Here is a 24,428-nt window from a genome sequence, read left to right as displayed (position 1 = left end):
CTTACTCACATTTTATATATTAATTCTTTTTCAGCTTTATTTGGGTAGCTAATCAACACTGCTCGATACTTACCCTTAAATACAAAAAGGCTTCCCGCCGCTAAGCCAATTGGAGTGTGACCTCGCACTACCTTACCAATATCATCATAAGAACTCGCACCACCACAAATCGTAAAAGGAATATTTAATGCAGATTTTAAATTACATATTAGTTGATGGTCATAGCCTTTTTGTGTGCCATCTAAATCAATGTTATTGACAATGATCTCGCCAGCCCCCAAAGCTTGAAACTCTCTTAGTAACTCAAATAAGTCCTTTTTAACTGGCTTAGTTCCATTATGTGTGTAAGCTTTATAACCACCAAATAATTTCTTTTTAACATCCAAAACAACCACGACACTTTGATTACCTACTTGAGAAGCAATATCAGAAATTAATTGAGGGGTTTCAATTGCAGCAGAACTAAGTGCTACCTTTTCTACACCTAGAGATAAAATAGACTGTGCCTGCTCAAGTGTCTTGATACCACCACCATAACAAAGTGGCATTCTACATTCAGCGGCTAAATGCTCAATCACTTTCAAATCTGGGGCTGTACCGTTTACTGTTGCATCGATATCAAATACTGTTAACTCATCCACTTCTTTTTCGTTGAAAATTCTAACAGCATTAAGTGGGTCTCCAACATATTTGTCATCACTAAATTTTGTTGTTTTCACTAGCCCCTTGTCTCGGATAAGTAATACAGGAATTATTCTAGATTTAAGCATTTGCTACCTCGGCAAAGTTTTTTAGGATTGTAATCCCTGCTTGGTGGCTTTTTTCCGGATGGCATTGGATGCCAAAAATATTACCTTTATTTATAATACACCCAATTGAATTAACATACTCTGCAGTAGCGATCACATGCTTATAGTCAGAGCCAAAATGATAAGAGTGTAAAAAATAGAATTCAGGGTTTTCTTCTAAGTCTTTAAATATCGGATTGTCAAGTAAAGATAATTGATTCCACCCCATGTGCGGTAGGGGATAATTTTCCTTCAGCGCAAATTTTTTGACCGTAGTATCGAGCCAAGCAAGACCATCGGCACTACCCTCATCACTTCTCTTCGCCATCATTTGCATTCCGACACAAATGCCAATAATCGGAACTTTCTTGTTCAGAACGAGGTCATCTAGAGTATCTCGAAGCCCTGATTCATCAAGCTTTTGCATAGCATAATCAAAAGACCCAACACCAGGTAAAATAATCCCTGAAGCACTTTTTAAGGCATCAGTTGTTGACGCATAGACAAAAGGGATATTGAGTCTATTATAAATATTGCCGAACGCTCGAATATTACCTAAACCATAATCAACGATTGCTATCAACGTTTACCACCTTTTTCAATCCCCAACCCTTTAAGCACCTTGGCTCCAATATCATAAATACCCTGCATTGATTTATAGTCTTTGTAAGTCTTATTTGGTGCGTCGAAGTAACTCTGTAACTCTTTTACTGAAACACCTAATTTATTAGCTATATATTCAAATTCTTGACGTATTTGCTCATCAGTCATCGCTGGACTTTTAAGCCCCTCCAAAGCACATTCTCTCGTCATTTGCCCTGTCAAAATTAAGCTTGAAAATTGGACTTTTCGAGTATCAAAACCAAATTTTTGTGGAAGCCAATAGCCCTCGTAAAAACGAGTAAAACGTGATTCAAAATGTTTTTGAGGATAGCGCTGATAGCCAAATTTCTCTTCTAATAATTTAGTGGCCTCTTCTTTATCATATCTCATATAATCTAGAGGCCTAGTCAGCTTAATACCTTTTATGTAGGGTAAGTATATCTTATGCCATAGAATATTGGTTACCGGGTATGTTTTGAGTTGTCTCTGACCAAACCTATTATGTATATCCTTCAGTTGCCTAGCATCGGATTGGTAATACATCCACTCAAGTGGATTTCTTGTACATTCCGTTGAATAGTTACCACCAGTAAGAATATTTTTAATCCCATGCTTTGACGCAAATTTATACATTGTCGCGAAAAAGGCATGATCTTGAGGAGTGTCTATATGTGATACTCCGGATTTAAAAAATGAAAGTTGTAAATCCTTCATTTCTTCCCAGTTAATAACTTCGGTATAAAGGTCTAAACCTAAGCCGTCTACCATTCGTTGAATATTGTTTACAGCTTCTTGAGAATTCCAACCAGCATCAACGTGAAAAACTAGAGGACGAAGGCCCATTTTTTCTACAGCTAAATATAGAAGGTAGGAACTGTCAACCCCACCACTCATTCCCATTAAACAATCAAAATCCTGCCCACTACCTTCTTGTTTAATTTTATCAGCTAGCTTTAATAATTTTTCGTCATCTAACCCTTCAGGGTTCCACTTTGGTAAGATCTCTTCAAAATAGATATTACAGTGGTCACAAACACCTTTTTCATCAAAAATAATTTTGCTATCAGTGGTATCCATCACACAATTAGTGCAGCATGTTACATCATTCATCTAGAAACCTTTCCTTAATATAATTCATCAACAACACGCCTAAGACTAACATTTTCATCAAACATATTAATTGCTTCATCCGAAGGTAAGTAACTTTTTTGCGTTATCTCTTGCGCATTTTTAATAGCGTTATCGAACCAGTTTTCTGATTCAGGATCAATAACTACAACCCTACTTTTCATACAAACAGGTAACACATCCAACCATTGATTATATACGGTTATGACTGCACAACCTAAAAATATTGCTTCATATACACTGCGAGGTGAGGAATCACTTGAAGGTATAGAAATAATGGCAAATGATTCAGAAAGTAACTGATACATAGCAGGCTTATCTAAACGACCAATCATTTGGTCACCCTCTTGTAAAAGAGTCTTTACATTATTAAGATAAGCATCATCAAAAAATGGATAAATAAACTGCAATACCGAGCTACTCTCGACTTGGTTGCGCTGCTTCAAAATCGTAGATATATTATAAAGTGAAGTCATGGCTCTTAAAGAAACAACTTTATCTCTCTTCGTGTTCTTTTGTACTTTGTTATACGAATCGATTAAATCTAAATCGATTCCATTTTGAATAACCTTTGCATCCGCTTGGCTTATCTTTTGGATCCCTTTCCTCATACTTTCCGAATCAACAGTCACAGTCGAGGCAGACCTTAGAATCAGCTTAGCCATAAATTTATATAACATTGATCGATTAGGCCGAACTAAAATTTCACTACCTTGAGGTGTACCAATAAAACTATAACCAGAAAACCAACACAGCATCATATAATACATCGGCATAGCATGATAAATGACATTGCCATCATGCTTTTTATGAAATTTTCTTAGCTTGTATGATTGAAGTGGTAATAGTGATAGTTTTAATAAATTCCTCCAAATATTAGATAATTTAGATTGCTTAACAAAGAGGAGACGATCTATGACAAATAAACTTTCGGTGACGACCTCATCATCCGCGACATTTTTCAGCCCTTCACTCTCATAAGTATCAGTTACCAATATAATTTCTCGGTCAGGTGCAATTCCTTTTATCGCTTTATACCAATCAACAACATGGTAATCCCGAGCTCCCCCTAAAATTATAATTTTCTTACTTTCCATTATGTTTAATTACTCGCTTAAGTTCAGTTTCTACTTTTTTTACAATTTCCTCTTGGGAAAACTCACGCATGCATAATTGATGTAACTTTTTAGCTAAAGAAGAAAAATCAACATTATTTATTCCATCAACGAGCCCTTCTTCTGAAGTAATCACAACACATGTTTCCTTGTGAGTTAACGCTATATTTGTAAAAGCTTCTTTATAACCAATCGTAGGCACACCAAAAGACATTGCTTCGATAACCTTATTTTTAATACCAATTCCATAATCAACAGCATAAAGTAAAGCTTTAGCACCACGATATACATCAACTAAAGACGGCGCAAAACCCTTTACGACAACGTTAGGAGCAAAGAGAAGTTTTGGAATACTCTGCCCATAAACATGAATTTCACCATTTATTCTTGGCGCTAAGCGGTTTATATTCAAAAGCATTTCTAAATTTGGTTTATAATCATACTTACCGACAACAATAAAGTGCCCATCCTTGTTAAACAAGAAATCATTTTGCTCTATTGAAAATGGAAACTGTAAAGCCGATGCTTGTAGGTTAGTAGGTAATGACGCAACTTCATCCCCTCCCAAATATGCACAAAATTCATTTTGCAACAACTTTTTCTCTCTTCGTTTGAGATATTTTATTAATAAGCTTGTCTTTACCGAAATAAATTGTTGATCTTCATGAAACACAGAGTCAGCAAGATAAATAATTTTCGCGGTCTTGATTTTCATATAGCCTAACAAAAATGAACTATTCATCATTGCACTAACAACAACTATATCAAAATTCGATTCGTCAATCTCAGAATACAGCGCATCATTAGTTAATGATGCATTGAGAATATAAGAATATTTTTTAGGGGTTGAAATATCGTTGTAAAAAATAGACACATCCCCAATCGCTCGCAAAATCGTTAGCAAGCGACTATCTTTAAGGGTCCCACCAGACACGTCTAGACTATCTAATTTTTTTTCAGTTATATATGCAATTTTCAACATCGTATTCCAATTTTAATTAATATTTTTAATAAGGAAGATACACACACGGAAAAATCATGAACGCCCCGTCAATAAAGGCTCGAAAGAACACGGAAAAATCATGAACTCCCCCGTCAATAAAGGCTCGCCAGAACCTTTAAAAGGTACTCAGAATCCATCGCACACATCGCTCTTTTGTGTTTAATGCTCGCTTTCAAAGTCGTTTCACTCTTCAGCATGTTTAAACACATCTGTCTGATCCTTGCAAAGTTCTCTGCACTTTCTTCCGCTCGTTTTCGGCAAGCATCTTCACCAAATGACGTATCGAGGGACCAATGCATCGACTCGACTAACCAATGTGAACGCGTTGCATTTAACAATTCTTTAGCATTTAAATGCTTCGAGCTAATGTAGTATCTCACCGTGATTTCTGACTCTTTCGCCACGGCTTCTTCTTGCCTCACAGAAACAACGATACCCATCGTTTTTAGCTCGGGCCAATCAAACTCTAAATCACCTAAAACGCTTAAATCTGTGTTGGTTAATGCCAACCTAGTTTCTTGTCTGCCACGTGATTTTTCCTGTGTGCTATAAGAATCACCATCGTGTTTTTGTAACATGCTCATATCGAAATAATTATCGAATGCTTGCTCTAAACGACCTTGATTTCCTTTCACTGCCAACAGGTAATCAGCGTTTTTGTTTAGTATTTTTTGAGCAATTTTCTTTTGACACCCCATTGCATCAATAGTGACCAAACAACCTGATATATCAAGCAGGTCGAGCAACTCTGGGATGGCAGTGATCTCATTAGATTTCTCGTAAACTTTATGTTGTCCGAGGCTAACGCCATTTTCAGTCGCAAAAGCATTCACCATATGAATCGCACCAAGGCCACGAGAGTCATCATAAGAGCCCCTGACAGTCTTACCATCAATGGCAATGACTTCACCTTCAGTAAGCTCACAGCAATCCTTCATCCATTCAATAAAGCACTTTTGTAGACGAGTCGCGTTAATCATTCCCATTGCTCGGGCTATCGTCGAAGTAGAAGGAACGCCATGTCTAAAATCACCAAATCGCTTCAAGAAATCCAACTTAGCTTCACCGTACAGACTAATTGCTTTCCAATCATCTTGGCCGGAAAGCACAGCACAAATTGTTAACAGGATGATATCAGTTAACTTGTGTTCGACTTTGCCCTGTTGTCGGTAATCTGGAATGACATCGAAATGCATAAATGGGTGCTGGTTACTCATCGTTGGACCTCCAATTTGTCTATGGAGGTATTAGAAAACACTGAAAATGATCTACAAATCGATCATCGGACAATTGATTGTTATGTGATAACGCTAACTAGTGAACTTCAAAAATTGAGAACTCACCACGTCACAACCCCTTTAAGCATGGGCATGTTCATGAATCTTCCCTGGCATGTTCATGAATCTTCCCTGTTCCCATTGCTCGGGCTATCGTCGAAGTAGAAGGAACGCCATGTCTAAAATCACCAAATCGCTTCAAGAAATCCAACTTAGCTTCACCGTACAGACTAATTGCTTTCCAATCATCTTGGCCGGAAAGCACAGCACAAATTGTTAACAGGATGATATCAGTTAACTTGTGTTCGACTTTGCCCTGTTGTCGGTAATCTGGAATGACATCGAAATGCATAAATGGGTGCTGGTTACTCATCGTTGGACCTCCAATTTGTCTATGGAGGTATTAGAAAACACTGAAAATGATCTACAAATCGATCATCGGACAATTGATTGTTATGTGATAACGCTAACTAGTGAACTTCAAAAATTGAGAACTCACCACGTCACAACCCCTTTAAGCATGGGCATGTTCATGAATCTTCCCTGCCTCGCTTCTTGTCTTCCACGTGATTTTTCTTGTGTGCTGTAAGAATCACTATCGTGGTTTTGTAGCATGCTCATGTCGAAATAATTATTGAAGGCTTGTTCTAAACGACCTTGATTTCCTTTCACCGCCAATAAGTAATCAGCGTTTTTGTTTAACACTTTTTGAGCAATTTTTTTTTGACATCCCATTGCATCAATAGTGACCAAACACCCTGATATATCAAGGAGTTCGAGCAACTCTGGAATGGCGGTAATCTCGTTGCTTTTTTCGTAAACTTTATGTTGTCCGAGACTAACACCATTTTCAGTCGCAAAAGTGTTCACCATGTGAATTGCGCCTAAGCCACGAGAGTCATCATATGAGCCTCTAACGGTTTTACCATCAATGGCAATGACTTCACCTTTAGTTAGCTCACAGCAATCTTTCATCCATTCATAAAGCATTTTTGTAGGCGAGTGGCTTTAATCATTCCCATCGCTCTGGCTATTATCGATGTGGAAGGTACACCATGACTAAAATCGCCAAGTCTCTTCAAGAAATCCAATCGATCCTCACCGTATAAGCTAATCGCTTTCTAATCATCTTGACCAGAAAGCACAGCACAAATTGTTAACGAAATGATATCAGTTAACTTGTACTCGACTTTGCCTTGTTGTCGGTATCTAGAATGACATCAAAATGCATAAATGGTGCTGGTTACTCATCGTTGGTCCTCCAATTTGTCTATGGAGGTATTAGAAATACACTGAAAATGATCTACAAATCGATCTTCTGAAAATTGATTATTATGTGATAACGTTAACTAGTGACGTTCAACAATTGAGAGCCCACCATCCCTTAAACCCTTTAAACATGGGTATGTTCATGAATTTCCCCTGCCTAGGCAGTGCTTTGAGCAGCTAATAAAATATTAGTTATATAAGAACAATAAATTTTCAAAAATAATTAAATTTCTGACACTTCTAGCCATTATTGAACCATAATTTTTTGCAAGGTATTTACAGCTCTCCCTAAAGTAATAGTAAACAATCTCTTAAAAAATAGAAAACATTTAACATCACAAATATTATGAATGATATAAGATATAAAACAAACAAGACAAAACACTAAAAGACACAATGAAAATATATTTTCTTGGTTTCCAAAAACATTTATCATCGTATATCCAAAGTGAGCATGAATTAAGTAAATAGGATAAGTAAGAGACCCTAAAATCGCCGATAAGGGAAGCTTTATTTTTTCCGCTTTATTTGTAATCAAAAAGATAAAAATAACAAAAAAAAGTGAAACCACACCTCCGATAATATATTTTGAGTGATAATAACCTTTTGAAATTGTCAGGTATTCAGAATCACCGATAGAGGTATAAAGACACAGTACATATGCTATTACTAATGAGAAAAGTACTGGAAGAGTTTTTCTTTCTTTTAACAAAGAAAATAACATACCTGCAGAAAAAAAACTGTAGTATGAACTCATCATTGGAACACTTTCAATTTTGATTAAAACAAGCCCCCCCATCAATAAAGGCCATAATAGAGTAAAATTTATCAAATACTTCTTTAATCCAAAAAATAAAAAACAAAATATAAAAAAATAGAATTTCATTTCAACTAGGAGAGTCCAATAAACGCCATCAACATGAGAATAACCCCAAAGGGTCTGAGTCATAGTGAAATTTAATAGAAACTGAGTAAAAGTCACCCCCCCCTCGGCCCCGGCAATGAGAGTAATCAATGAAGTAAAAATAATAGCGCACCAATAAGAAGGATATATTCTTAAAACTCTCGAAACAATAAAATTATCGGCAGTTTTATTTTTTACAGAATAAAAAATAACAAAGCCACTAATCAAAAAAAACAACTCCACGCCCAAATACCCATACTGAGTATATGCAGTTAAAGACGGATTAATAATTACAGATGTTACTTTTCCATTAACGACACCATTAAAACTATAGTGATATAAAACAACAATCAAAATAGCAAAAAACCTTAAATAGTCTAACAAATCAATTCTTTTCATGAAGTTTTCTGCTCCAGAATTTCATGCTTACGTGACATTCTCAAATATTTGTTATATCCATACATTACAACAGCAAAAACTGTTAAATATCTAATAGGAGTTGAAAGCATAATAGGGCTACCTGACATCATAAATATTGGGAATTGGTATATAAAATAAAGCAAGACAAGAGCAACAAGCCACTTTTTCTTATAATAATTGAAAGCCAATAGCAATCCGGAAGTTGAAATAAAATATAAAATGGCAGTTAAAACTTTATTATCTGAGTAATGTATAACTCCGAGTAGTGTCACTCCATACGCATTTGCCACATCTTTAGGCTGTGCTAAAAATTCAATTGCAAACATTCTACCAATTCCCGCAGATAGCCCATCAGCTCTAAACACATCGACAAAAAAAGCAGTAAATACCCCTTTCAGATAATACAGCCCTAGCTCTACCGTAGAAAAAACTGTGTTATTTTCAATTTCATTTAACATTAATACATCAATACCACTAATTCTTCGAGAAAAAGCCACCCCTGCAACTTCCAATACCCTAGAATTAAAGCCTAATGAATTCACCATTTCATTAAATGAGAAATCGCCTCTGAAGAAATACCCAAGCACAGCAAATGTAGGAAAAAGAATGACAGAAAAACTAGAAAACAATATATATTTGAGGTTAAAAATCTTTCCGCCCCGCAAAACTGAAATCGAAAACAATGCCATTAGTAAAAAAAACAATGACGCTTTTGAACCTCTTAAAAGAGCAAGAACACCGTAGATGATACAAATAAAAATTACTTTTTTTTTATTCTTCACTACGAGAAGTAAACTAAAAAACATCAAATCAAAAGGCAACAAACTATAAACAAAAAAAAGTAAAAGTTTTTCAACTATACCGAGATTCATCCCCATTTTAGAACCCAAGAGATAAAATACAACAAAGCTAATAATCACTTCAAAATAGAAAATTCTCTCTATTAATTTAACATGCGGACTCTTGACATTTAATGTCAACCGCTTAGGAACTAAAAGAGCTAGAACCAATAAGCTTGCAAACAATAAAACAAATTCAGACATCGCAATACGATCCCAATCTACACTATAGCCAAAATTTGCGAATACAAAACTTCGGGGATGGCTATCAAGTGTAAACATTCTTAAGGGGTAAAGCATTATAAAAAATATAATGCTTAGTCCTAAAAATAACTTTCTTGGGTAATAGTAGTCTTGCATACTAGCGCCATAATTCGTAAGGAAAACTACTCTCAATGCCAGAAGGAATCTCAGGTATTTCACTACCTCCCATATCAAGTGCTTCTTCTATGTTATGCGCTACTCTCATTTTCTCTCTTCCAGTCCCTGAATAATAATCTCTGAATTTAAAATCTATTTCTTCAGATTTATTGAGCTTGAGATAAACTGCAGGAATACCGTATGACTCAGCCATAATTATACCGTGTAGAGAACTAGCTATCACAAATTTTGCTTGATTTAGTTCTTCGAAAAATTTTTTCCACCTATAGACTGTGGGCAAAACAATAGGCAGGTTACAATCACTTTTCAACAAATCATAATCAAATAAATTAGGAATAACTACAGCATCATGCTTCTTAGTTACAGTTGAAAACTCAGGGAACAGTTGTGATACTAGAAGTCCAGGATCCCCAAAATTTTCAGGGCAAACATGCCCCCGTTCTAATAAATAGTTTCTTGTTAACTTGCCTCTGACCAATCTAATATCTAGCGTCTTATCTCGAATAGATTCTGTATCACACATACCATTCACTCCACTCCCCCATACTGTTGAGTTATTATCGACAGTATGTAAAATAGAACCTATACCATAAAGCATCTTTGTTTCCTTTATGGGTTTATTAGGAGAAATACCTCTTTTCCTTAACAATTCATTGCTTATTAACACATTAAGGTAATCACCTATATTTTCTTTAAACCACTTTGGTGACCAATAATAAACATTAACCCTATTATTTTTAATTCGAGGTCTTCCTGTCAATAGTAACCGACAATCATTAAATGTATTCATACGTAGTACTCTGTATTTAAATAAAAAAAAACATTAACAAGATAGAGCTGATCACCAGGCCAAGTTGAAATAATGATATATCAATCTCATGTCGTAATCGCCAATGCCTTAACAACGCCATTATAAAGAACCCCAAAACTTCTGCGATTGCGGCACCAAGCACGCCAAGATTCTGAACCAATATAATCACAGCTACAATACTCCCCCCGCCTGCAAAAAGAGAGCTTTTAAAAATAGCCTTTGTGTCCTCTAACTTTAACAGTATCGCACCATAAAATGAGGATAAAGATGAAAAAAAAGCAGCTATAAGTAAAAAAGGAATATATTTCTGAGACAAAGAAAATTGCTCACCTATAAAATAAGCATAAACAAATTGAGAGCAAAATAAAAAAACACAAACGATACCTAATTGAAAATATACATAGTTACGTAAATTACTACTATATTCACTCTTACTCTCATAATCATCTATAAGCACCTTATCTTGCCATACCAAAGCAAAAAGCCCATTAAATACAAGCATTACAGCTGCAAACTTTGCTGCCACTGCATATAAACCAACCATTTCAACACCCACATAAAAAAGCAATACAAACCGATTAGCTGCATTAATTAGCCACCAACTAATATGGTTTGGTACTAGAGGCAATGAAAAACTTATGAGTTTCTTTATAACTTTAATATCAATCCCCTTTAGTTCAATCGTTGTTGTTCTACGATTCCCCAAAAGTATAATTAATATTGACGAAACATTCGCTAGAGTAAAGGACAATAACACTCCCTCTAGTTTTAAATTAGAACAATAAAGAAAAATAAAGTTGAACGCTAGAAATGAAAATGAATATACAATTCCTGATATAGCAAAAAGTTTAACATCCCCTAGCCCACGTATAATTTGCCGAAGTACATTTAGCATTAGACATGTGAGTAAAACCAATACAATCAGGAATATATTATTCATTTCTATTAAAAATAAAATCAAAACGACCAATACACTACAAATAAAAGCAGAAATCATCAGGAATGCATAAACATTACTGATAATTATTATAGGATCATAATTTTCTTTTTTAAGAATAAAGCGATATGCAGCATCACCTACTTGTAGCGATACGATTGAAACAAACACAAATGATAAAGTAAGAGTTAAATCATACGCCCCTAATTCTTCAGGCGTTAAATAAAAAGTAAATAACGGGAAAATTATAAAATTGATTAATCGCGCCCCTAATGTACCTACACCATAGAGAAAAAAACGTTTAAAATGATTCATACAACAGCCAAATTAATATCACTCACTAAGTAGCACGAACAGTTACATTTAAGATTGACTCAAATTCTTTATGCTTGACTAACAGTACTGATATATCAGAATTTTCTGATGCATACCCCATCTCTACCAATTCAACATTTGATCTAACAAAAGGTAACTCTCGAATATTTGGTTCAACAGCCAAAATACTACCAAAATGTAAATCAGCCAACCTTTTGGTGACATTTACTGCTGGGCTTTCACGTAAATCATCTATATCTGGTTTAAAAGCCAAGCCATAACAAGCAATGCTAACATCTTTGATGGTCTTGTTAGGGTTTGCTTGCAAAAAATCTGAAATGGCTATTTTCACCTTATTTACTACCCAGTCAGGTTTAGCATCATTTACTTTCCGTGCAGTATGAATTAATGCGGCCTCTTCAGGCGTCTTAGAAACAATAAACCATGGATCAACAGCAATACAGTGACCGCCAACTCCAGGGCCTGGTTGTAAAATATTAATACGTGGGTGACGGTTCGCTAAAGAGATAAGCTCCCAAACATTAATATCCAGTTTGTCACAAATAACAGAAAGCTCATTTGCAAAGGCGATTTGCACATCACGACATGAATTCTCTGTTAACTTAGCCATTTCAGCTGTACGGGCATTTGTTATTACGCAATCACCTTTAACAAACGTTTTATAAAGTTCAACGCTACGTTCAGAGCATTTCTTTGTTAATCCGCCAATAACTCGGTCATTTTCAACTAGTTCACGAACTACATGACCAGGTAATACACGTTCGGGACAATGTGCAATATTGACATCTGCACCTTCACCTGAATTTTGAGGGAAAGTTAAATCATTACGAGCCTCCGCAAGCCAACCAGCCATTTGTTCCGTTGCACCAACCGGCGAAGTCGATTCAAGGATAACTAAATCACCCTTTTTAAGTACAGGAGCTATCGCTTTACTTGCAGCCTCTATAAACCCCAAGTCAGGTTCTGGAATTTCACCTTCATCACACTCTTTGAACGGCGTAGGTACTGCAATCAAGAAAGCATCAGCGGGCTCTGGAGTAGTTACAGCTTTTAGGTAACCTTCAGTTACAGCTGTATGCACAATCATGTCCAGATCCGGTTCTACGATATGAATTTCACCACGATTAATTGTATCTACTGCATTTTGGTTAACATCTACACCAATTACTTTTTTCTTGCGTGATGCAAACATCGCAGCTGTCGGTAACCCGATGTAACCTAAGCCTACAACTGAAATTGTTTCAAAAGACATTCTGATTTCCTAAAGTTTATTTTGCTAATTTGTTCAAGATTCGTTTGCAAGCTTGACCATCACCATAAGGGTTATGTGCAAAGCTCATGGCTTGATAAGCGCTTTCATCCGTTAGTAGCTGATTTAAATTCTCAACAATCATGCCAACATCGGTACCAACTAACTTAACCGTGCCCGCTTCAACGGCTTCTGGTCGCTCGGTTGTATCTCGCATCACCAGTACTGGTTTACCTAATGACGGGGCTTCTTCTTGAACACCACCCGAATCAGTCAAAATGATGTGCGCACGGCTCATTAAGTAGATAAAGGGTAAGTATTGCTGAGGCTCAATAAGATGAATGTTACCAATGTCAGCAAGAATTCGATTGACTGGTTCACGCACATTTGGATTGAGATGCATCGGATATAAAATTTGAGCATCTGGATGCGTTTTAGCAGTGATAGCAAGCGATTCACAAATACGCTCAAAACCACCACCAAAGCTTTCGCGGCGATGCCCAGTAACCAAAATAAGCTTTTTAGTTTCATCTAAAAATGGGAACTGAGCAGCAAGTGTTGCGTTCAAATCTTTATCAGAATCAATTTTATCTTTTACCATCAGCAATGCATCAATTACGGTATTACCGGTAACGCTAATATCTTCTGGATTAAAGTTTTCTTTAAAAAGATTTTCTTTTGACGTTTGCGTTGGCGCGAAGTGGTACTTGGTTAACGCACCCGTTAATCGGCGATTGCCTTCTTCTGGCCACGGCGAGTAAATATTCCCGGTGCGAAGACCCGCTTCTACATGACCAACAGTGATTTGCTCATAGTAAGCAGCTAAGCTAGCAGCAAATGTCGTCGCCGTATCACCATGAACTAAGACCACATCTGGTTTAAATTCTTGCAGTACAGGTTTAAGATCTGACAAAATACGAGCAGTGACTTCGTTGAGTGTTTGCCCTGCTTTCATTAAATTCAAATCATAATCAGGTGTAATTTCAAACAACTCTAATACTTGATCAAGCATTTCACGGTGTTGAGCGGTAACGCAGCACTTAGCTTCAAAGCGATCATCGACCGCTAGAGCATGAACAAGAGGTGCCATTTTGATGGCTTCTGGACGCGTGCCAAAAACCGTAAGAATTTTTTTCTTAGTCATTTTATGAAGTTTCCAACCGATTGGTGATATTAAAAGAGGTGTTTTTTGTAACTTTTTACCTCAGTAATAAAAACGCACTGAGACACTTTTTATTCATTTTGATGACAGTCTGTTTCGACCATCTTTTGTAAAACCTAGATTTTTCTGACTTTTTAAAAACCGCTCCAATAGGCCTTATTTTCTATTTAACTTATAACTTCCAGTTCATCTTCTTTTCTAAAAGCAAACCTAACCAGCACACCTGTAACACCTAAAATGCTACCTAACAGTGTCGCTAACACACAAATTAATGCACGCTTTGGCCCCGCTTTGTCTCCAGGAATCACCGCGGGATCTATGGTTTTAAATACAAATTCGGTTTCGACTTCTGCCAACATGAGGTTTTTAGTCTGCTCTTCTATAAGCTGAAAAAATACCGTTCGCATATCGGATACATTGGTTTTTTCTAACTGCTGCTCTAAGTAACCGATATTACGCTTGGTTTCATTAAGTGACTTCTCTTTCATCCATGCATTTAAATCTTGCACTAACAGTTCAGCCCACTGCTGAGCAATTACAGGGGAAAAATAAGTTATAGATAGAGTGACTAAACCGGTATCTTTTGCTTCTGAAGTGCTTAATACTTGTTTAAATGCTTTATATGCGACCCAATCGCTTGGGGCTTGAGGTTTTCCAGACTTTACTTCTCGTACCCATTGCTCTGTTTTTACATCATATAGTTCAGGATCAATCACTAACGAATTGTCAGCTTCGTTCCACTCTGTCGCAGCCATTAGTGGCACAAGTAAGTTATGCTTGGTAATGAAGGTATTTAAAAATTGGCGGGAATTCAGCACCGCAAGAGACATGCCTTTATTGTCGGTGCTGCCTCCGCCTAAATTGATGCCAGCCAGAGAGGCTAAGCCACCAAATTGAGCGGCCATTGCTGCCATTCCGCCCTTGCCTCCATCACTTGAAGAAGCTAGTACCACTTCTGCTTTGTAGGTGTTTGGTTGAGAAAGCGCATATAGAACGCCGCCTACCGCAAAAACAAACGTTGTCGCGATAATGAGCCACTTACCACGCCAAAGCGCGACAAACAGTTCACGTAGATCAATCTCATCACTGCTATCTTGGATAGGGTATTGCGCTGAATATGGGTAAGGTTGATTTGATTCTTGTAACGTAGGCTTATTCATAAAGAGACTATATTTTTGAGTAATATGAAATATTGAAATGCAGCACCACAAGTAGGCGCTGCATTATACAAATAACGAGAGTTAGTCTTTAACCGCACTCCACGCGACACCAATTTGGTACAAGATTTGAGTAGCAGACGTTAGGGTGCTTAAACCATCTAGGTAATCGGTATCAATTGGAACAATGATGGTATCACCCGGAGCCAATGGCTTCTCTTTACGGCTAAACCAGAATGAGTTGTTTGGCAGGTCAACCGAGCCATCCGCTCTGACAATATAGATACGGTCAGTATCCGCTTGTTTTTTGGTGCCACCAGCGGTTGCTAAATAGTCTTCAACCGTCATCCCCGGTTTGAAAGTATGGTTAGAAGCATATTGCACTTCACCCATTACACTAATGGTTGGGTTAAGGGCTGGAATATACAGCTTATCACCTTTTTCAAGCATCACATTAGCCGATCTGTATCCTGCCATCGCTTCTTGCAAGTTGATCACTAATCGACCTACTGCTTTTGCTTTTGCTAACTCATCAGCAATGGAGAGCGCATCAGTTGGGCTTGTGGTATAAGTCGCTGATGAATTTTGACGGCGCAGCGCTAAGCCGCCGATCTCTTGCTTAAGTTGCAAGTTAAGCAGGTCTAAACGCTCCTGCTCTTGGCGCTTCAAACGCTCACGGCTAAAAATCGCCCCTTGAGGGTAGGCAAACTCAGTAAAGCCGCCTGCACGTTGAATAATATCTTGCAAGGTTTCACCGCGTTGGAAAGTATAAGTACCGGGGAAGACTACTTCTCCTTGCAACTCAATGATCATATCTCGTTGCCAATTCGGTTGCGTTTTCACTACGATATGATCTTGCGGCTGCACAGTTACCGTTGAATTACCGTCAAGCTCATCACTTAAAGAGAAGTTGATATGAGATACTGAGAATTTATCATTTTGCGTATTACGGCGAGTCAGGGTTGAGCTATTAAGATAAGCTTGCTCTTTTAATCCCCCAGCGGCAGCAATTACCTTACTGATGCTTTCTCCTTTTGGTAAAGGGTAGGTGCCTGGGAACTTCACAGCACCGGAGATTTCAATCAGTCTGGCAGGATGCTCAAAGGTAGATTGAGCTTTCAAGCGTTCAATTATTGGACTCAATAACTCTTCACGGCTGGTTTTACGAATCTCGCCACCTTGAGAGAGAATCTGTTTATCATTAGATACCTCTAACTTGTCAGTATCTTCCGCAAGGATTACCGCGCCAGTTTCAGCATCAACATACTCTTTAACCACAGATTCAGCTTTAGCGCTGGCTTTCTTATTGGCATAAGCGCCAAACCAATAATCCAACTCAATGCCGTTATCCAAAATAAACAGTTGATCGCGTTCCGCCAGCAAAAGATTATCTTTTGAGTGAGGCTTAGTGATCGCGTTAAGTAGATTAAATTGATAAACGTCGATGTCACGGTTGTCATTTTTCTCACGCACGAGCAGCGCGTATTTTAGATCGGCACTCTGTTTTAGATCGGTTTCAATTGAGCCAATGACATCACTGATTCGCATCCCTTTAGTAAAGTTGAATGCCCCTTGTCTCACGAGCTCACCACGAACCGCTACCGCGTTTTTCAATGAGTTGGATGACTGTGCAATATGAATGTCATCTCCATCTTTTACCACAAATCGACGATCCGCTGACTTAGCGAGATCTAAAGTGATTTGCTGAATACCGTTAGAGGTAAAACGTCGAACACTAACTTGAGAAAGATAAGCTTGTGGCTTCGCGCCTCCAGCAATACTCAATAACTGACCAATGGTAGTGTTATTCTTTAATTCGTAGAGTGCGGGACGAACCACTTCACCGTCAAGGGTCACATTCGATGCTTTAGCTGGAACGAAAAGCGTATCTCCTGCTAATAGACGCACATCACTTGAGGTATCCCCCTTAAGAAGCAAGTCATACATATCTAATGTAGCGACCACCTTACCTTTACGCTTCAATTGAATGTTGCGCAGGCTACCCGTCTCTTTTATTCCACCGCTCGCGAGCAGTGCTTGAGTCATAGAGGTTAAGCCATTGACGTTGTAAGCCCCCGGTTGAGTGGTTTCCCCAACGATGAAGACTTGCATTGCGCGCATCGAACCCATAGAGACAACAACATCCACACCCATGATTTTTTGTTTAATCACATCGATCACTTGGGTACGAAGCTGCTCAAACGTTTGTCCTGACACCGCTAACGGGCCAAAATCAGGGAAATGAATAAAGCCTTCACGATCGATAGTTAAGCTTAAATCTTGGCTCGTCTTACCATAAACCTGTACTTTGATTTCGTCGCCTGCAGCCATGACATAATCAAGAGGAACTGGCAGGTTATCAACATTGGCAAATTCCAATGGCTCACCGAGTAAGACATCATAACCAAAGGGCTTAAGTTGATCCGATTTATTCGTGCTTGAAGCTGGGCGTGATTTCAGTTGCGCTGTAGTGCGTTCTATTTGAGGCGCAGCGGCTTTCTTTTCGTTAGCCGAACTTGAACCTTTGCCACTGATAACGCTGATATCAACACCATATTGACGAGCAAGTTGTTCTTGCTGCGCTTTAGGTAAGCTTTGAAATTGTTGCAACTGTGCTGACGTTGGGTTAAATGCTAATGCACCGGAGCTTATGGCACTGGCTATCAGAGCGAAGACTGTTTTTTTACTGAACATGTATGCTGTTGCCTGTTTCAATTAATGCTTTAGTTAGAGGCTAATGGTTCTAGGTTCTAGGTTCTAGGTTCTAGGTTCTAGGTAGATTGAAGCTAAAACCTAAACTCATAGCCAGTCCAAATATTCGTTTCGTTGTCTTGTTTCATTTGAGTATAATCCACACCAAAATGAACCATGCCAGATAAAGCAGGGAGCCTATAGGTGGCTTGTGTGACTTTTATTGTGTCCGTTTCAATGGTTGATTTTTTGTAGCTCACACTCATGTTGTGATCGTTGTTCAACTGAAGATAGATCGCTGCAGAAACGCTATCGTCCAATTGATAAGTATTCTGATACTGCTGTTTGTTCGATGATGGATAATCAATGACTCTAGAATCGTATCGCCACTGGTCGCTATCTTGCTTAGATGTCGCTTGTTGTGACTCAAAAACAAGACGAGCGGTATGCTCAGCTACCTCAACACTTCCACTCCACCCTATCAACCAAGCGCCAACGGAGGATAACTCAGACGTTGAAGCCAATTCAGTGTAGAGACTGTGATAAAGAGAGGATACATGAGGTAGAGTAAGCTTGGCATCCAGAGCTAATTGACTCTCTCCTTGATCGCCTAATTTATCGAACCAGTGCTGGTAGGTTAACCCATATTCAAAAATAGAGAATGGTTTGGCGACCAAACGGTTTGCACTGTGGTAGTCGAATTCAGCTTCATCTAACTTACCTAATACCGTTTCTATGCTCCATACACCCAAAAGGCTGTTCTCAGCGATATAGTTCGCACTGATATCTGGTGTGGATTTCGCGTAAGAGCCTAGAATCAAGTTATGCTGCCAACCCTGACCCCACCAACGCTCTAAGATGCCGAAAGAGAACAGCCAAGGCCCGGAGTTCAAAGAGAGGTATGAGTCGTCCCATACCACCTCTGTCTCACCATTGTAATCGCTGTAACCGGATGACAAACGAAAGGCAAAATCATTATCTAGATGTTCATAACTCGCGTAAGCGCCCCACTCATCTCGGCTAAATTGGCCGTAGCTACCCGATGAACTACCCCATAAGTTACCCAGAGCCTTGGCTTCGTTACCGTAAACCAATTTCGCCCGGCGGTTCCCACGATTAAGCTTTGCCGATTGAAGTGCATGCTTTAACTGTTGGTTTGCGACCACGATACTAGAGCTACCGTGTTGGGTATTTTGTGGAACTAAGTTTGCGAGATCATCACCAAACAGTGACCATCGGGCAGGATAGTGGTTGACCGGAGACGAGATTTTTCCGGAATCAGACAATAAAAGAAGAGAGGAGCGTAAGAATGGATCTTGAGACTCAAGCCAAGGGGAAGAAAATACAGAGGAAGAGGTCAACATAGCAATAGTGAGCGCCATGTTACTTGGCCTTAGCCACCCATATTTTTGCATGTACTTATCCTTGTAGAACTGACCATTACGTTGATATATAAGGAGTTTTCATTCCCAGCTAGGCAAGCACGTAAATACGCTACCGCCCATTGGTGTCAACGCAAACCACACTGCGCCATCTGTCGCGAAGCAAGTCGCTCAGATGTTTCATTCAATTTTAATTATTCTTTTTATTTTATACTCAAAAAAGAGAGTGGTTATTATCCATATTTGCGTCTACGGTGCAATTAATAACATAAAAAAACGGGGCTAGTAATAAGGAGTGATGTTCGGTAATAACCAAAAACCTACGCCTTTGGTTTACAATATGCCTCTGGTTACATTATCATCAACAATTGAAGTTTAATATGAGCTTCAAACATCGATGTTTAAAACTGTATATTTAACAAGGAAAAGATATGAAACGTATCGCTCTAACAATGCTAGTTGCACTTGCGGCTTCTACTTCTGCTTTCGCAGCAACTGAAACTGCAGCGGCTGGTGCTTCTACTGGTGGCGCTGCTGGCGGTACTGCTGCGGCTGGTGCTGCGGCTGGTGCTGCAACAACAACGGCTGTTGCTGTTGGCGCTGCTGTAGCAGTAACAGCTGTAGCAGTTGCTTCAGGCAGCAACGACGGTACTACTGGTACTACTGGTTCTACTGGTAAGTAATTAAGCTAATTAGCAGTACAAACAATCGCGATTGTTTGTACTTGATTAGATAATAAAAACCAACGTGAAAGCGTTGGTTTTTTGCTATGACTCACTCTTTATTAGCACCACAGTTAATAATAAACTAACGTTCAAAGTCTAGGCTCCGACATATCCTATTAAGGATTACTCAAAAATTTAATACAGGGCTGTTTTCTCTCATGAAATTCAATCATTTTGGTAGTTCTACTTGGAAAGTCGCAGGCTTGCTGGGCGTGGTACTACTCACTGGCTGCGTACAAAAATTTTCGCATGTAAATGACACCATCAAAGAGGCCGTCTATGGCTTTGATGATATCACTATGACAGCTGAAGATATTAACAAGCTGCCTTATGCCAGCAGCTATATGCGCTTTAACGATGGCGCTCGCGTGTTTATGGTGTTGGCGTTTGCTGAGAATAATCCAGCAACGGGAAATACTCAGCTTAAGTGGGTATCATCAGACAATGCAATGGTGGTAACTGAGAATGGCAAAGTAATCAAAACGTTGAAACTGCCAACTGAAAATCTTGCTCGTCGCTCTAACGTTATAAACCAACCCCTTACTAACTCAGATTCCCAAACCCACAATGGGTGGATAGAGGGCAAGGTTCAGCATGCGACCTATGACTGGCCTAAAGGTAATCACTACGGCTATCAAGCGGATATCACTCTAATAAAGCAGGGCAAACAGAAACTTGACTCTGTAATATGGTCGAAAAATACCACTCAATGGCAAGAGCAGGTTCATCTCCCTCAATTGGATCAGAGTTTCACTAACCAATATTGGATTACCGATAACGGAAACGTAGTCAAAAGCATTCAATATGTCGGCCCTGATATGACCCGTATCGAAATCGATATTCTTAAGCCTTTTGCGGAGTAGCTATGTCCAGAATAACTATGTCCAGAGTAACCATGTCCAAAGTAACTAAGATGAATTTATCAATCAATTTGCCACTTAAATGGCTTAAGGTCGGTTTGCTGGCGCTGGCTTTGCCGTTAGGGGTTATCAGCTCTGCGAATGCCACCGACAACCGAGAGAACACAACGGTATCAATGACTCCGCAAGGTATTGGCTTGGAGTATGATCAAAGTGTTAGACTCGATCGCGTCCTAAGTGATGCTCTTAATCAGCTATATTTCGATCAAGAATATGTCACTCAAGAATATGCAGCTCAAACCGCCTCAGCTAATTCCTCTTCTCATTCTCCATACCCAGAAGGCTATAAGCTGTTTAATTTAGATAAACAGAGTCAAGCAGACGCGCTGTTCAATAGTGTTGTTCAACAGCTTGAAGCATTAAGTTCAGACATTGATTACCAACAAAACGCAGCGATGTTACTCCAGCAACTCAAACAGCTGTCGTTCGCATACCGTGAAGATATCAACCTTGATTTAGATACGATTCGCTTAGACCCATCTCTTAATCCCTCGCTTCCTGGGTCTTATGCTTTAGAGTTAAATTCACGCCCTGATACTGTTCTTTTTTTTGGTCTTGTTGAACAAACGCAGCAACCTTTTAGCGCGAGCAAACAACTTGACGACTACATTCAACAAACGGCTCTACTCGCTCAATCAAACAATAGCGATGCCTGGGTCATTTCCCCTGACGGCAGAACTCAAAAAGTAGGCTTCGCTTACTGGAATAACCAGCATATGAACCTAATGCCCGGTAGCACTGTTTTTATCGGCTTTAACTCTTCAGGTTTAAGCGTGTTTGATAATGATCTTGAAAAGCTAGAACAGGATATCGTCACTCTGCTTGGTTTTATACAAAACAGCTTTATAAAAAACAGCTTCATACAGAACAATCCAATGCAACATGGGGTTAAAGGTTAATGATGACTTACTCTATTAATAAATCAGCCTCACGTTCAGCACGATTCAACGCTACAGCCCTGATTTCTAGAACTCTGGTTTCTACTTCACTGTTACTAGTATTAAATCCAGCGTTCGCAAATGAATCTATCACCACCAGCGAACAAACGGTTAACAAGTTGCATCCCGTCCAATTACGTCCTTCTCAAACCGATTTTGGCGGTGTGGGCTTAATGCAGATGCCAAGCGGACGAATGACAAAAGAGGGCGAGTTTAATTTTGGTGTCAACATTAATGAAGACTACCAACACTACTACACCTCTATTCAGCTGTTCCCTTGGTTCGAAACCACTATTCGTTATACCCGCGTGCCAGACATGCTGTTTAACCCAGACCCTAATTACAGTGGCGATAACTTATATACCGATAAAGGGATCGATTTTAAATTCCGCTTACTAGAAGAGAGCTACTGGTTACCTGAAACGTCTATCGGTGTCCGTGATTTTGGCGGTACAGGTTTGTTTGATGGTGAATTTATTGCTGGGACTAAAAACTTTGGCCCGCTTGATGTCACTTTAGGCATGGGCTGGGGCTATATCGGTCAAAGTGGCAACTTCACCAATCCGTTTTGTAAAGTCAGTGATAAGTTCTGCGACCGCCAAGATGACTATAAAGGATCTGGTGGTAGTGTTGATTTTGAACGTTGGTTTAAAGGCCCTGCGGCTTTATATGGTGGCATTGAGTATCAAACCCCTTATCAGCCACTGCGTTTAAAACTCGAATATGACGCCAACGATTACAGCGAAGATTCTCCTGTAGTTCGCGGCGGAAAACCAATGCCTCAACACACACCATGGAACATTGGTGTGCTGTATCAATTCGGTAATTGGGGCGATGCGAAACTCAGCTACCAACGTGGCGATACCGTTACGTTCGGATTCAATCTGTATACCAACTTTGATGAAATGAAAGCGGTATGGCGCGATGAACCAAAACAAGCGGTGTCAGCTCGACCTTCGGAGTTCGCCAACGGTGAAGGTACGAATGCAGATCAAAAACAATCCACCGATTGGCAGCAGGTCGCACAGCAATTAGAAAACAATGCGGGTTATGAGCAAAGCACTATTGAACAAGATGGCGATACCTTAATTGTAACGGGTAAGCAAGTTAAGTACCGCAACCGTGATGAAGCGGTTGATCGTGCGGCCGCCATTCTTGCAAACAACACTCCGCAAACCATTTCAACTTATCGTATCGTTGAAAATAACCACGGTATTGACCTAACAGAAACTCAAGTCGATGCAGAGCAATATCGTCAAGCGGCAACTTATCAATACATTGGTGCCAAGGCGAGTGATGCAACGCAGCAAGTTGAACCACACAGCGGAAGCCAACAGAAAAGTGCATCAGGCGCCTCAACAAGCTCAATGCTTGCGACCAATAAAGAGCGCTGGAATGTTGGTTTATCACCTGTACTGTCACAGTCTCTAGGTGGGCCAGAGGCTTTCTACCTATATAACATCGGTTTCAATACTGACGCTAATCTGTGGCTAACAGATAACCTAGAAGCGAGTGGTTCAATCTACTTTAATTTGGCGGATAACTACGACAAATTTAACTACATTGAGCAAAACCCACATATCAATAACTTTGCCGTACCTCGTGTTCGTACTATGTTCCGATCTTATGTACATGATAACCCTATACGCTTGAGTAATTTGCAGCTCACTTGGTTTGAACAACCAACTGATGAGATCTATACCCAAGCTTACGGTGGCTACCTAGAAACCATGTTTGCTGGTGTGGGTGGTGAAGTACTGTATCGACCAATGAACAAGAACTGGGCGATTGGTTTAGATGCCAACCTTATTTCTCAACGTGACCCTGATAGCTGGTTCGGTACTTTTGATTCAGCCTATGTGTATTACGACGGCTATGATGCTAGCAACTGCTCTCCTGGCCAAGTTAACTGCCAAGCGTATGTGTTAGATAAAGGCACAACAGGGCAACTAACCGGTTACTACATGCCGGAATGGTCTCTATTGCAGAACACGCTATTTAAGGTGAGTGTCGGTAAATTCTTAGGCGGCGATATGGGTACCCGCGTCGATTTCTCTAAGCAGTTTAAATCAGGCATGATTGTCGGTGCGTTTGCAACGGTAACGGATTTAACCACCGAAGAGTATGGTGAAGGCAGCTATAACAAAGGTTTCTACATCTCGATTCCATTTGATATTTTAACCGTTAAGCCAAGCACCAGCCGCGGCAATATTGCATGGCAGCCAATTACTCGTGATGGCGGACAAACTCTGAACCGTAAATATCACCTGTTTGATGAGACAGACGCAAGAAGCCAGTGGTATCAGCGCCCTAACAGCGTTGAGTAAACCATGAAGCGACGACGTACGAATCTAGCGGACTCATAAATAAAGAGCACGCAAATAAAAAACCAA

19 protein-coding genes and 2 pseudogenes are annotated in these 24,428 nt (G+C 39.3%); 4 read left to right on the top strand and 17 right to left on the bottom strand.

The window, feature by feature from the left end; translation table 11 throughout:
• Positions 1-5: 5 nt before the first annotated feature.
• The 17 genes and pseudogenes from OCV39_RS00960 to OCV39_RS00880 form a co-directional block, all read right to left on the bottom strand.
• Positions 6-770 (bottom strand): AglZ/HisF2 family acetamidino modification protein, encoded by a 765-nt coding sequence (locus OCV39_RS00960; protein ID WP_261888767.1) that lies wholly within the window; start codon positions 768-770, stop codon positions 6-8.
• Complete coding sequence (gene hisH / locus OCV39_RS00955; RefSeq protein ID WP_261888766.1) at positions 763-1,371, bottom strand: imidazole glycerol phosphate synthase subunit HisH; 609 nt, start codon at positions 1,369-1,371, stop codon at positions 763-765. The genes OCV39_RS00960 and hisH overlap by 8 nt, the downstream gene beginning before the upstream one ends.
• The gene (locus tag OCV39_RS00950; RefSeq protein ID WP_261888765.1) at positions 1,368-2,501 is read right to left on the bottom strand and encodes an N-acetyl sugar amidotransferase; all 1,134 of its coding nucleotides are present in this window, start codon (positions 2,499-2,501) and stop codon (positions 1,368-1,370) included. The genes hisH and OCV39_RS00950 overlap by 4 nt, the downstream gene beginning before the upstream one ends.
• A 14-nt stretch (positions 2,502-2,515) precedes the next feature.
• A complete protein-coding gene (locus tag OCV39_RS00945; RefSeq protein ID WP_261888764.1) occupies positions 2,516-3,616 on the bottom strand; it encodes a glycosyltransferase family protein in 1,101 nt (366 codons plus the stop codon).
• Positions 3,606-4,616: a glycosyltransferase gene (locus tag OCV39_RS00940; protein WP_261888763.1), complete on the bottom strand. Its 1,011-nt coding sequence runs from the start codon at positions 4,614-4,616 to the stop codon at positions 3,606-3,608. Before OCV39_RS00940 ends, OCV39_RS00945 begins: the two co-directional genes overlap by 11 nt.
• A gap of 113 nt (positions 4,617-4,729) precedes the next feature.
• Positions 4,730-5,854 carry an ISAs1 family transposase gene (locus tag OCV39_RS00935; RefSeq protein ID WP_261888762.1) on the bottom strand — a complete coding sequence of 375 codons (1,125 nt, stop codon included), beginning with the start codon at positions 5,852-5,854 and terminating at the stop codon, positions 4,730-4,732.
• A gap of 196 nt (positions 5,855-6,050) precedes the next feature.
• Positions 6,051-6,287 (bottom strand): annotated as a pseudogene (locus tag OCV39_RS00930) (transposase family protein); the annotation flags it as partial.
• Between the two features lie 173 nt (positions 6,288-6,460).
• Positions 6,461-7,145, bottom strand: a pseudogene (locus OCV39_RS00925) (ISAs1 family transposase); the annotation flags it as partial.
• A gap of 285 nt (positions 7,146-7,430) precedes the next feature.
• Positions 7,431-8,486 carry an acyltransferase family protein gene (locus OCV39_RS00920; RefSeq protein ID WP_261888761.1) on the bottom strand — a complete coding sequence of 352 codons (1,056 nt, stop codon included), beginning with the start codon at positions 8,484-8,486 and terminating at the stop codon, positions 7,431-7,433.
• Positions 8,483-9,706 carry a hypothetical protein gene (locus tag OCV39_RS00915; RefSeq protein WP_261888760.1) on the bottom strand — a complete coding sequence of 408 codons (1,224 nt, stop codon included), beginning with the start codon at positions 9,704-9,706 and terminating at the stop codon, positions 8,483-8,485. Before OCV39_RS00915 ends, OCV39_RS00920 begins: the two co-directional genes overlap by 4 nt.
• Position 9,707: 1 nt before the next feature.
• Positions 9,708-10,517, bottom strand: a complete 810-nt coding sequence (locus tag OCV39_RS00910) for a polysaccharide pyruvyl transferase family protein (protein WP_261888759.1) — start codon at positions 10,515-10,517, stop codon at positions 9,708-9,710.
• Positions 10,518-10,533: 16 nt separating this feature from the next.
• A complete protein-coding gene (locus tag OCV39_RS00905) occupies positions 10,534-11,790 on the bottom strand; it encodes an oligosaccharide flippase family protein (protein ID WP_261888758.1) in 1,257 nt (418 codons plus the stop codon).
• 25 nt (positions 11,791-11,815) lie between these two features.
• The gene (gene wecC, locus OCV39_RS00900; RefSeq protein ID WP_261888757.1) at positions 11,816-13,063 is read right to left on the bottom strand and encodes a UDP-N-acetyl-D-mannosamine dehydrogenase; all 1,248 of its coding nucleotides are present in this window, start codon (positions 13,061-13,063) and stop codon (positions 11,816-11,818) included.
• A 16-nt stretch (positions 13,064-13,079) separates the two neighbouring features.
• On the bottom strand, positions 13,080-14,204 hold the full coding sequence (gene wecB / locus OCV39_RS00895) for a non-hydrolyzing UDP-N-acetylglucosamine 2-epimerase (RefSeq protein ID WP_261888756.1): 1,125 nt from the start codon (positions 14,202-14,204) through the stop codon (positions 13,080-13,082).
• 185 nt (positions 14,205-14,389) lie between these two features.
• Positions 14,390-15,382 carry a Wzz/FepE/Etk N-terminal domain-containing protein gene (locus OCV39_RS00890; protein ID WP_261888755.1) on the bottom strand — a complete coding sequence of 331 codons (993 nt, stop codon included), beginning with the start codon at positions 15,380-15,382 and terminating at the stop codon, positions 14,390-14,392.
• Between the two features lie 81 nt (positions 15,383-15,463).
• A complete protein-coding gene (locus OCV39_RS00885; protein WP_261888754.1) occupies positions 15,464-18,073 on the bottom strand; it encodes an SLBB domain-containing protein in 2,610 nt (869 codons plus the stop codon).
• A 92-nt stretch (positions 18,074-18,165) separates the two neighbouring features.
• Complete coding sequence (locus tag OCV39_RS00880; RefSeq protein ID WP_261888753.1) at positions 18,166-19,485, bottom strand: capsule assembly Wzi family protein; 1,320 nt, start codon at positions 19,483-19,485, stop codon at positions 18,166-18,168.
• A gap of 398 nt (positions 19,486-19,883) precedes the next feature.
• Here OCV39_RS00880 and OCV39_RS00875 point away from each other — a divergent pair, with 398 nt between their 5' ends.
• The 4 genes from OCV39_RS00875 (at position 19,884) to OCV39_RS00860 (ending at position 24,362) form a co-directional block, all read left to right on the top strand.
• Positions 19,884-20,135, top strand: a complete 252-nt coding sequence (locus OCV39_RS00875; protein WP_261888752.1) for a hypothetical protein — start codon at positions 19,884-19,886, stop codon at positions 20,133-20,135.
• 200 nt (positions 20,136-20,335) lie between these two features.
• Entirely contained in the window at positions 20,336-21,040 is a 705-nt protein-coding gene (locus tag OCV39_RS00870) for a YjbF family lipoprotein (protein WP_261888751.1), read from the top strand.
• A gap of 32 nt (positions 21,041-21,072) precedes the next feature.
• Positions 21,073-21,996: a capsule biosynthesis GfcC family protein gene (locus OCV39_RS00865; protein WP_261888750.1), complete on the top strand. Its 924-nt coding sequence runs from the start codon at positions 21,073-21,075 to the stop codon at positions 21,994-21,996.
• Positions 21,997-21,998: 2 nt separating this feature from the next.
• A complete protein-coding gene (locus OCV39_RS00860) occupies positions 21,999-24,362 on the top strand; it encodes a YjbH domain-containing protein (RefSeq protein ID WP_390903241.1) in 2,364 nt (787 codons plus the stop codon).
• Positions 24,363-24,428: the final 66 nt, after the last annotated feature.

This window comes from Vibrio cortegadensis, assembly GCF_024347395.1.
GTDB lineage: Bacteria > Pseudomonadota > Gammaproteobacteria > Enterobacterales > Vibrionaceae > Vibrio > Vibrio cortegadensis.
The sequence above is the reverse complement of the archived record's forward strand: the minus strand, read 5'-3'. Positions and strand labels throughout refer to the sequence as shown.

Excerpts from the sequence above, each read along its gene's own strand:
- OCV39_RS00935 (WP_261888762.1), bottom strand. The coding sequence starts at position 5,854 with ATGAGTAACCAGCACCCATTTATGCATTTCGATGTCATTCCAGATTAC.
- OCV39_RS00905 (WP_261888758.1), bottom strand. The coding sequence starts at position 11,790 with ATGAATCATTTTAAACGTTTTTTTCTCTATGGTGTAGGTACATTAGGG.
- OCV39_RS00885 (WP_261888754.1), bottom strand. The coding sequence starts at position 18,073 with ATGTTCAGTAAAAAAACAGTCTTCGCTCTGATAGCCAGTGCCATAAGC.
- OCV39_RS00870 (WP_261888751.1), top strand. The coding sequence starts at position 20,336 with ATGAAATTCAATCATTTTGGTAGTTCTACTTGGAAAGTCGCAGGCTTG.
- wecC (WP_261888757.1), bottom strand. The coding sequence starts at position 13,063 with ATGTCTTTTGAAACAATTTCAGTTGTAGGCTTAGGTTACATCGGGTTA.
- OCV39_RS00865 (WP_261888750.1), top strand. The coding sequence starts at position 21,073 with ATGTCCAAAGTAACTAAGATGAATTTATCAATCAATTTGCCACTTAAA.
- OCV39_RS00950 (WP_261888765.1), bottom strand. The coding sequence starts at position 2,501 with ATGAATGATGTAACATGCTGCACTAATTGTGTGATGGATACCACTGAT.
- OCV39_RS00860 (WP_390903241.1), top strand. The coding sequence starts at position 21,999 with ATGACTTACTCTATTAATAAATCAGCCTCACGTTCAGCACGATTCAAC.
- OCV39_RS00880 (WP_261888753.1), bottom strand. The coding sequence starts at position 19,485 with ATGCAAAAATATGGGTGGCTAAGGCCAAGTAACATGGCGCTCACTATT.
- OCV39_RS00940 (WP_261888763.1), bottom strand. The coding sequence starts at position 4,616 with ATGTTGAAAATTGCATATATAACTGAAAAAAAATTAGATAGTCTAGAC.
- OCV39_RS00910 (WP_261888759.1), bottom strand. The coding sequence starts at position 10,517 with ATGAATACATTTAATGATTGTCGGTTACTATTGACAGGAAGACCTCGA.
- OCV39_RS00945 (WP_261888764.1), bottom strand. The coding sequence starts at position 3,616 with ATGGAAAGTAAGAAAATTATAATTTTAGGGGGAGCTCGGGATTACCAT.
- wecB (WP_261888756.1), bottom strand. The coding sequence starts at position 14,204 with ATGACTAAGAAAAAAATTCTTACGGTTTTTGGCACGCGTCCAGAAGCC.
- OCV39_RS00875 (WP_261888752.1), top strand. The coding sequence starts at position 19,884 with ATGAAACGTATCGCTCTAACAATGCTAGTTGCACTTGCGGCTTCTACT.
- OCV39_RS00960 (WP_261888767.1), bottom strand. The coding sequence starts at position 770 with ATGCTTAAATCTAGAATAATTCCTGTATTACTTATCCGAGACAAGGGG.
- OCV39_RS00915 (WP_261888760.1), bottom strand. The coding sequence starts at position 9,706 with ATGCAAGACTACTATTACCCAAGAAAGTTATTTTTAGGACTAAGCATT.
- OCV39_RS00890 (WP_261888755.1), bottom strand. The coding sequence starts at position 15,382 with ATGAATAAGCCTACGTTACAAGAATCAAATCAACCTTACCCATATTCA.
- OCV39_RS00920 (WP_261888761.1), bottom strand. The coding sequence starts at position 8,486 with ATGAAAAGAATTGATTTGTTAGACTATTTAAGGTTTTTTGCTATTTTG.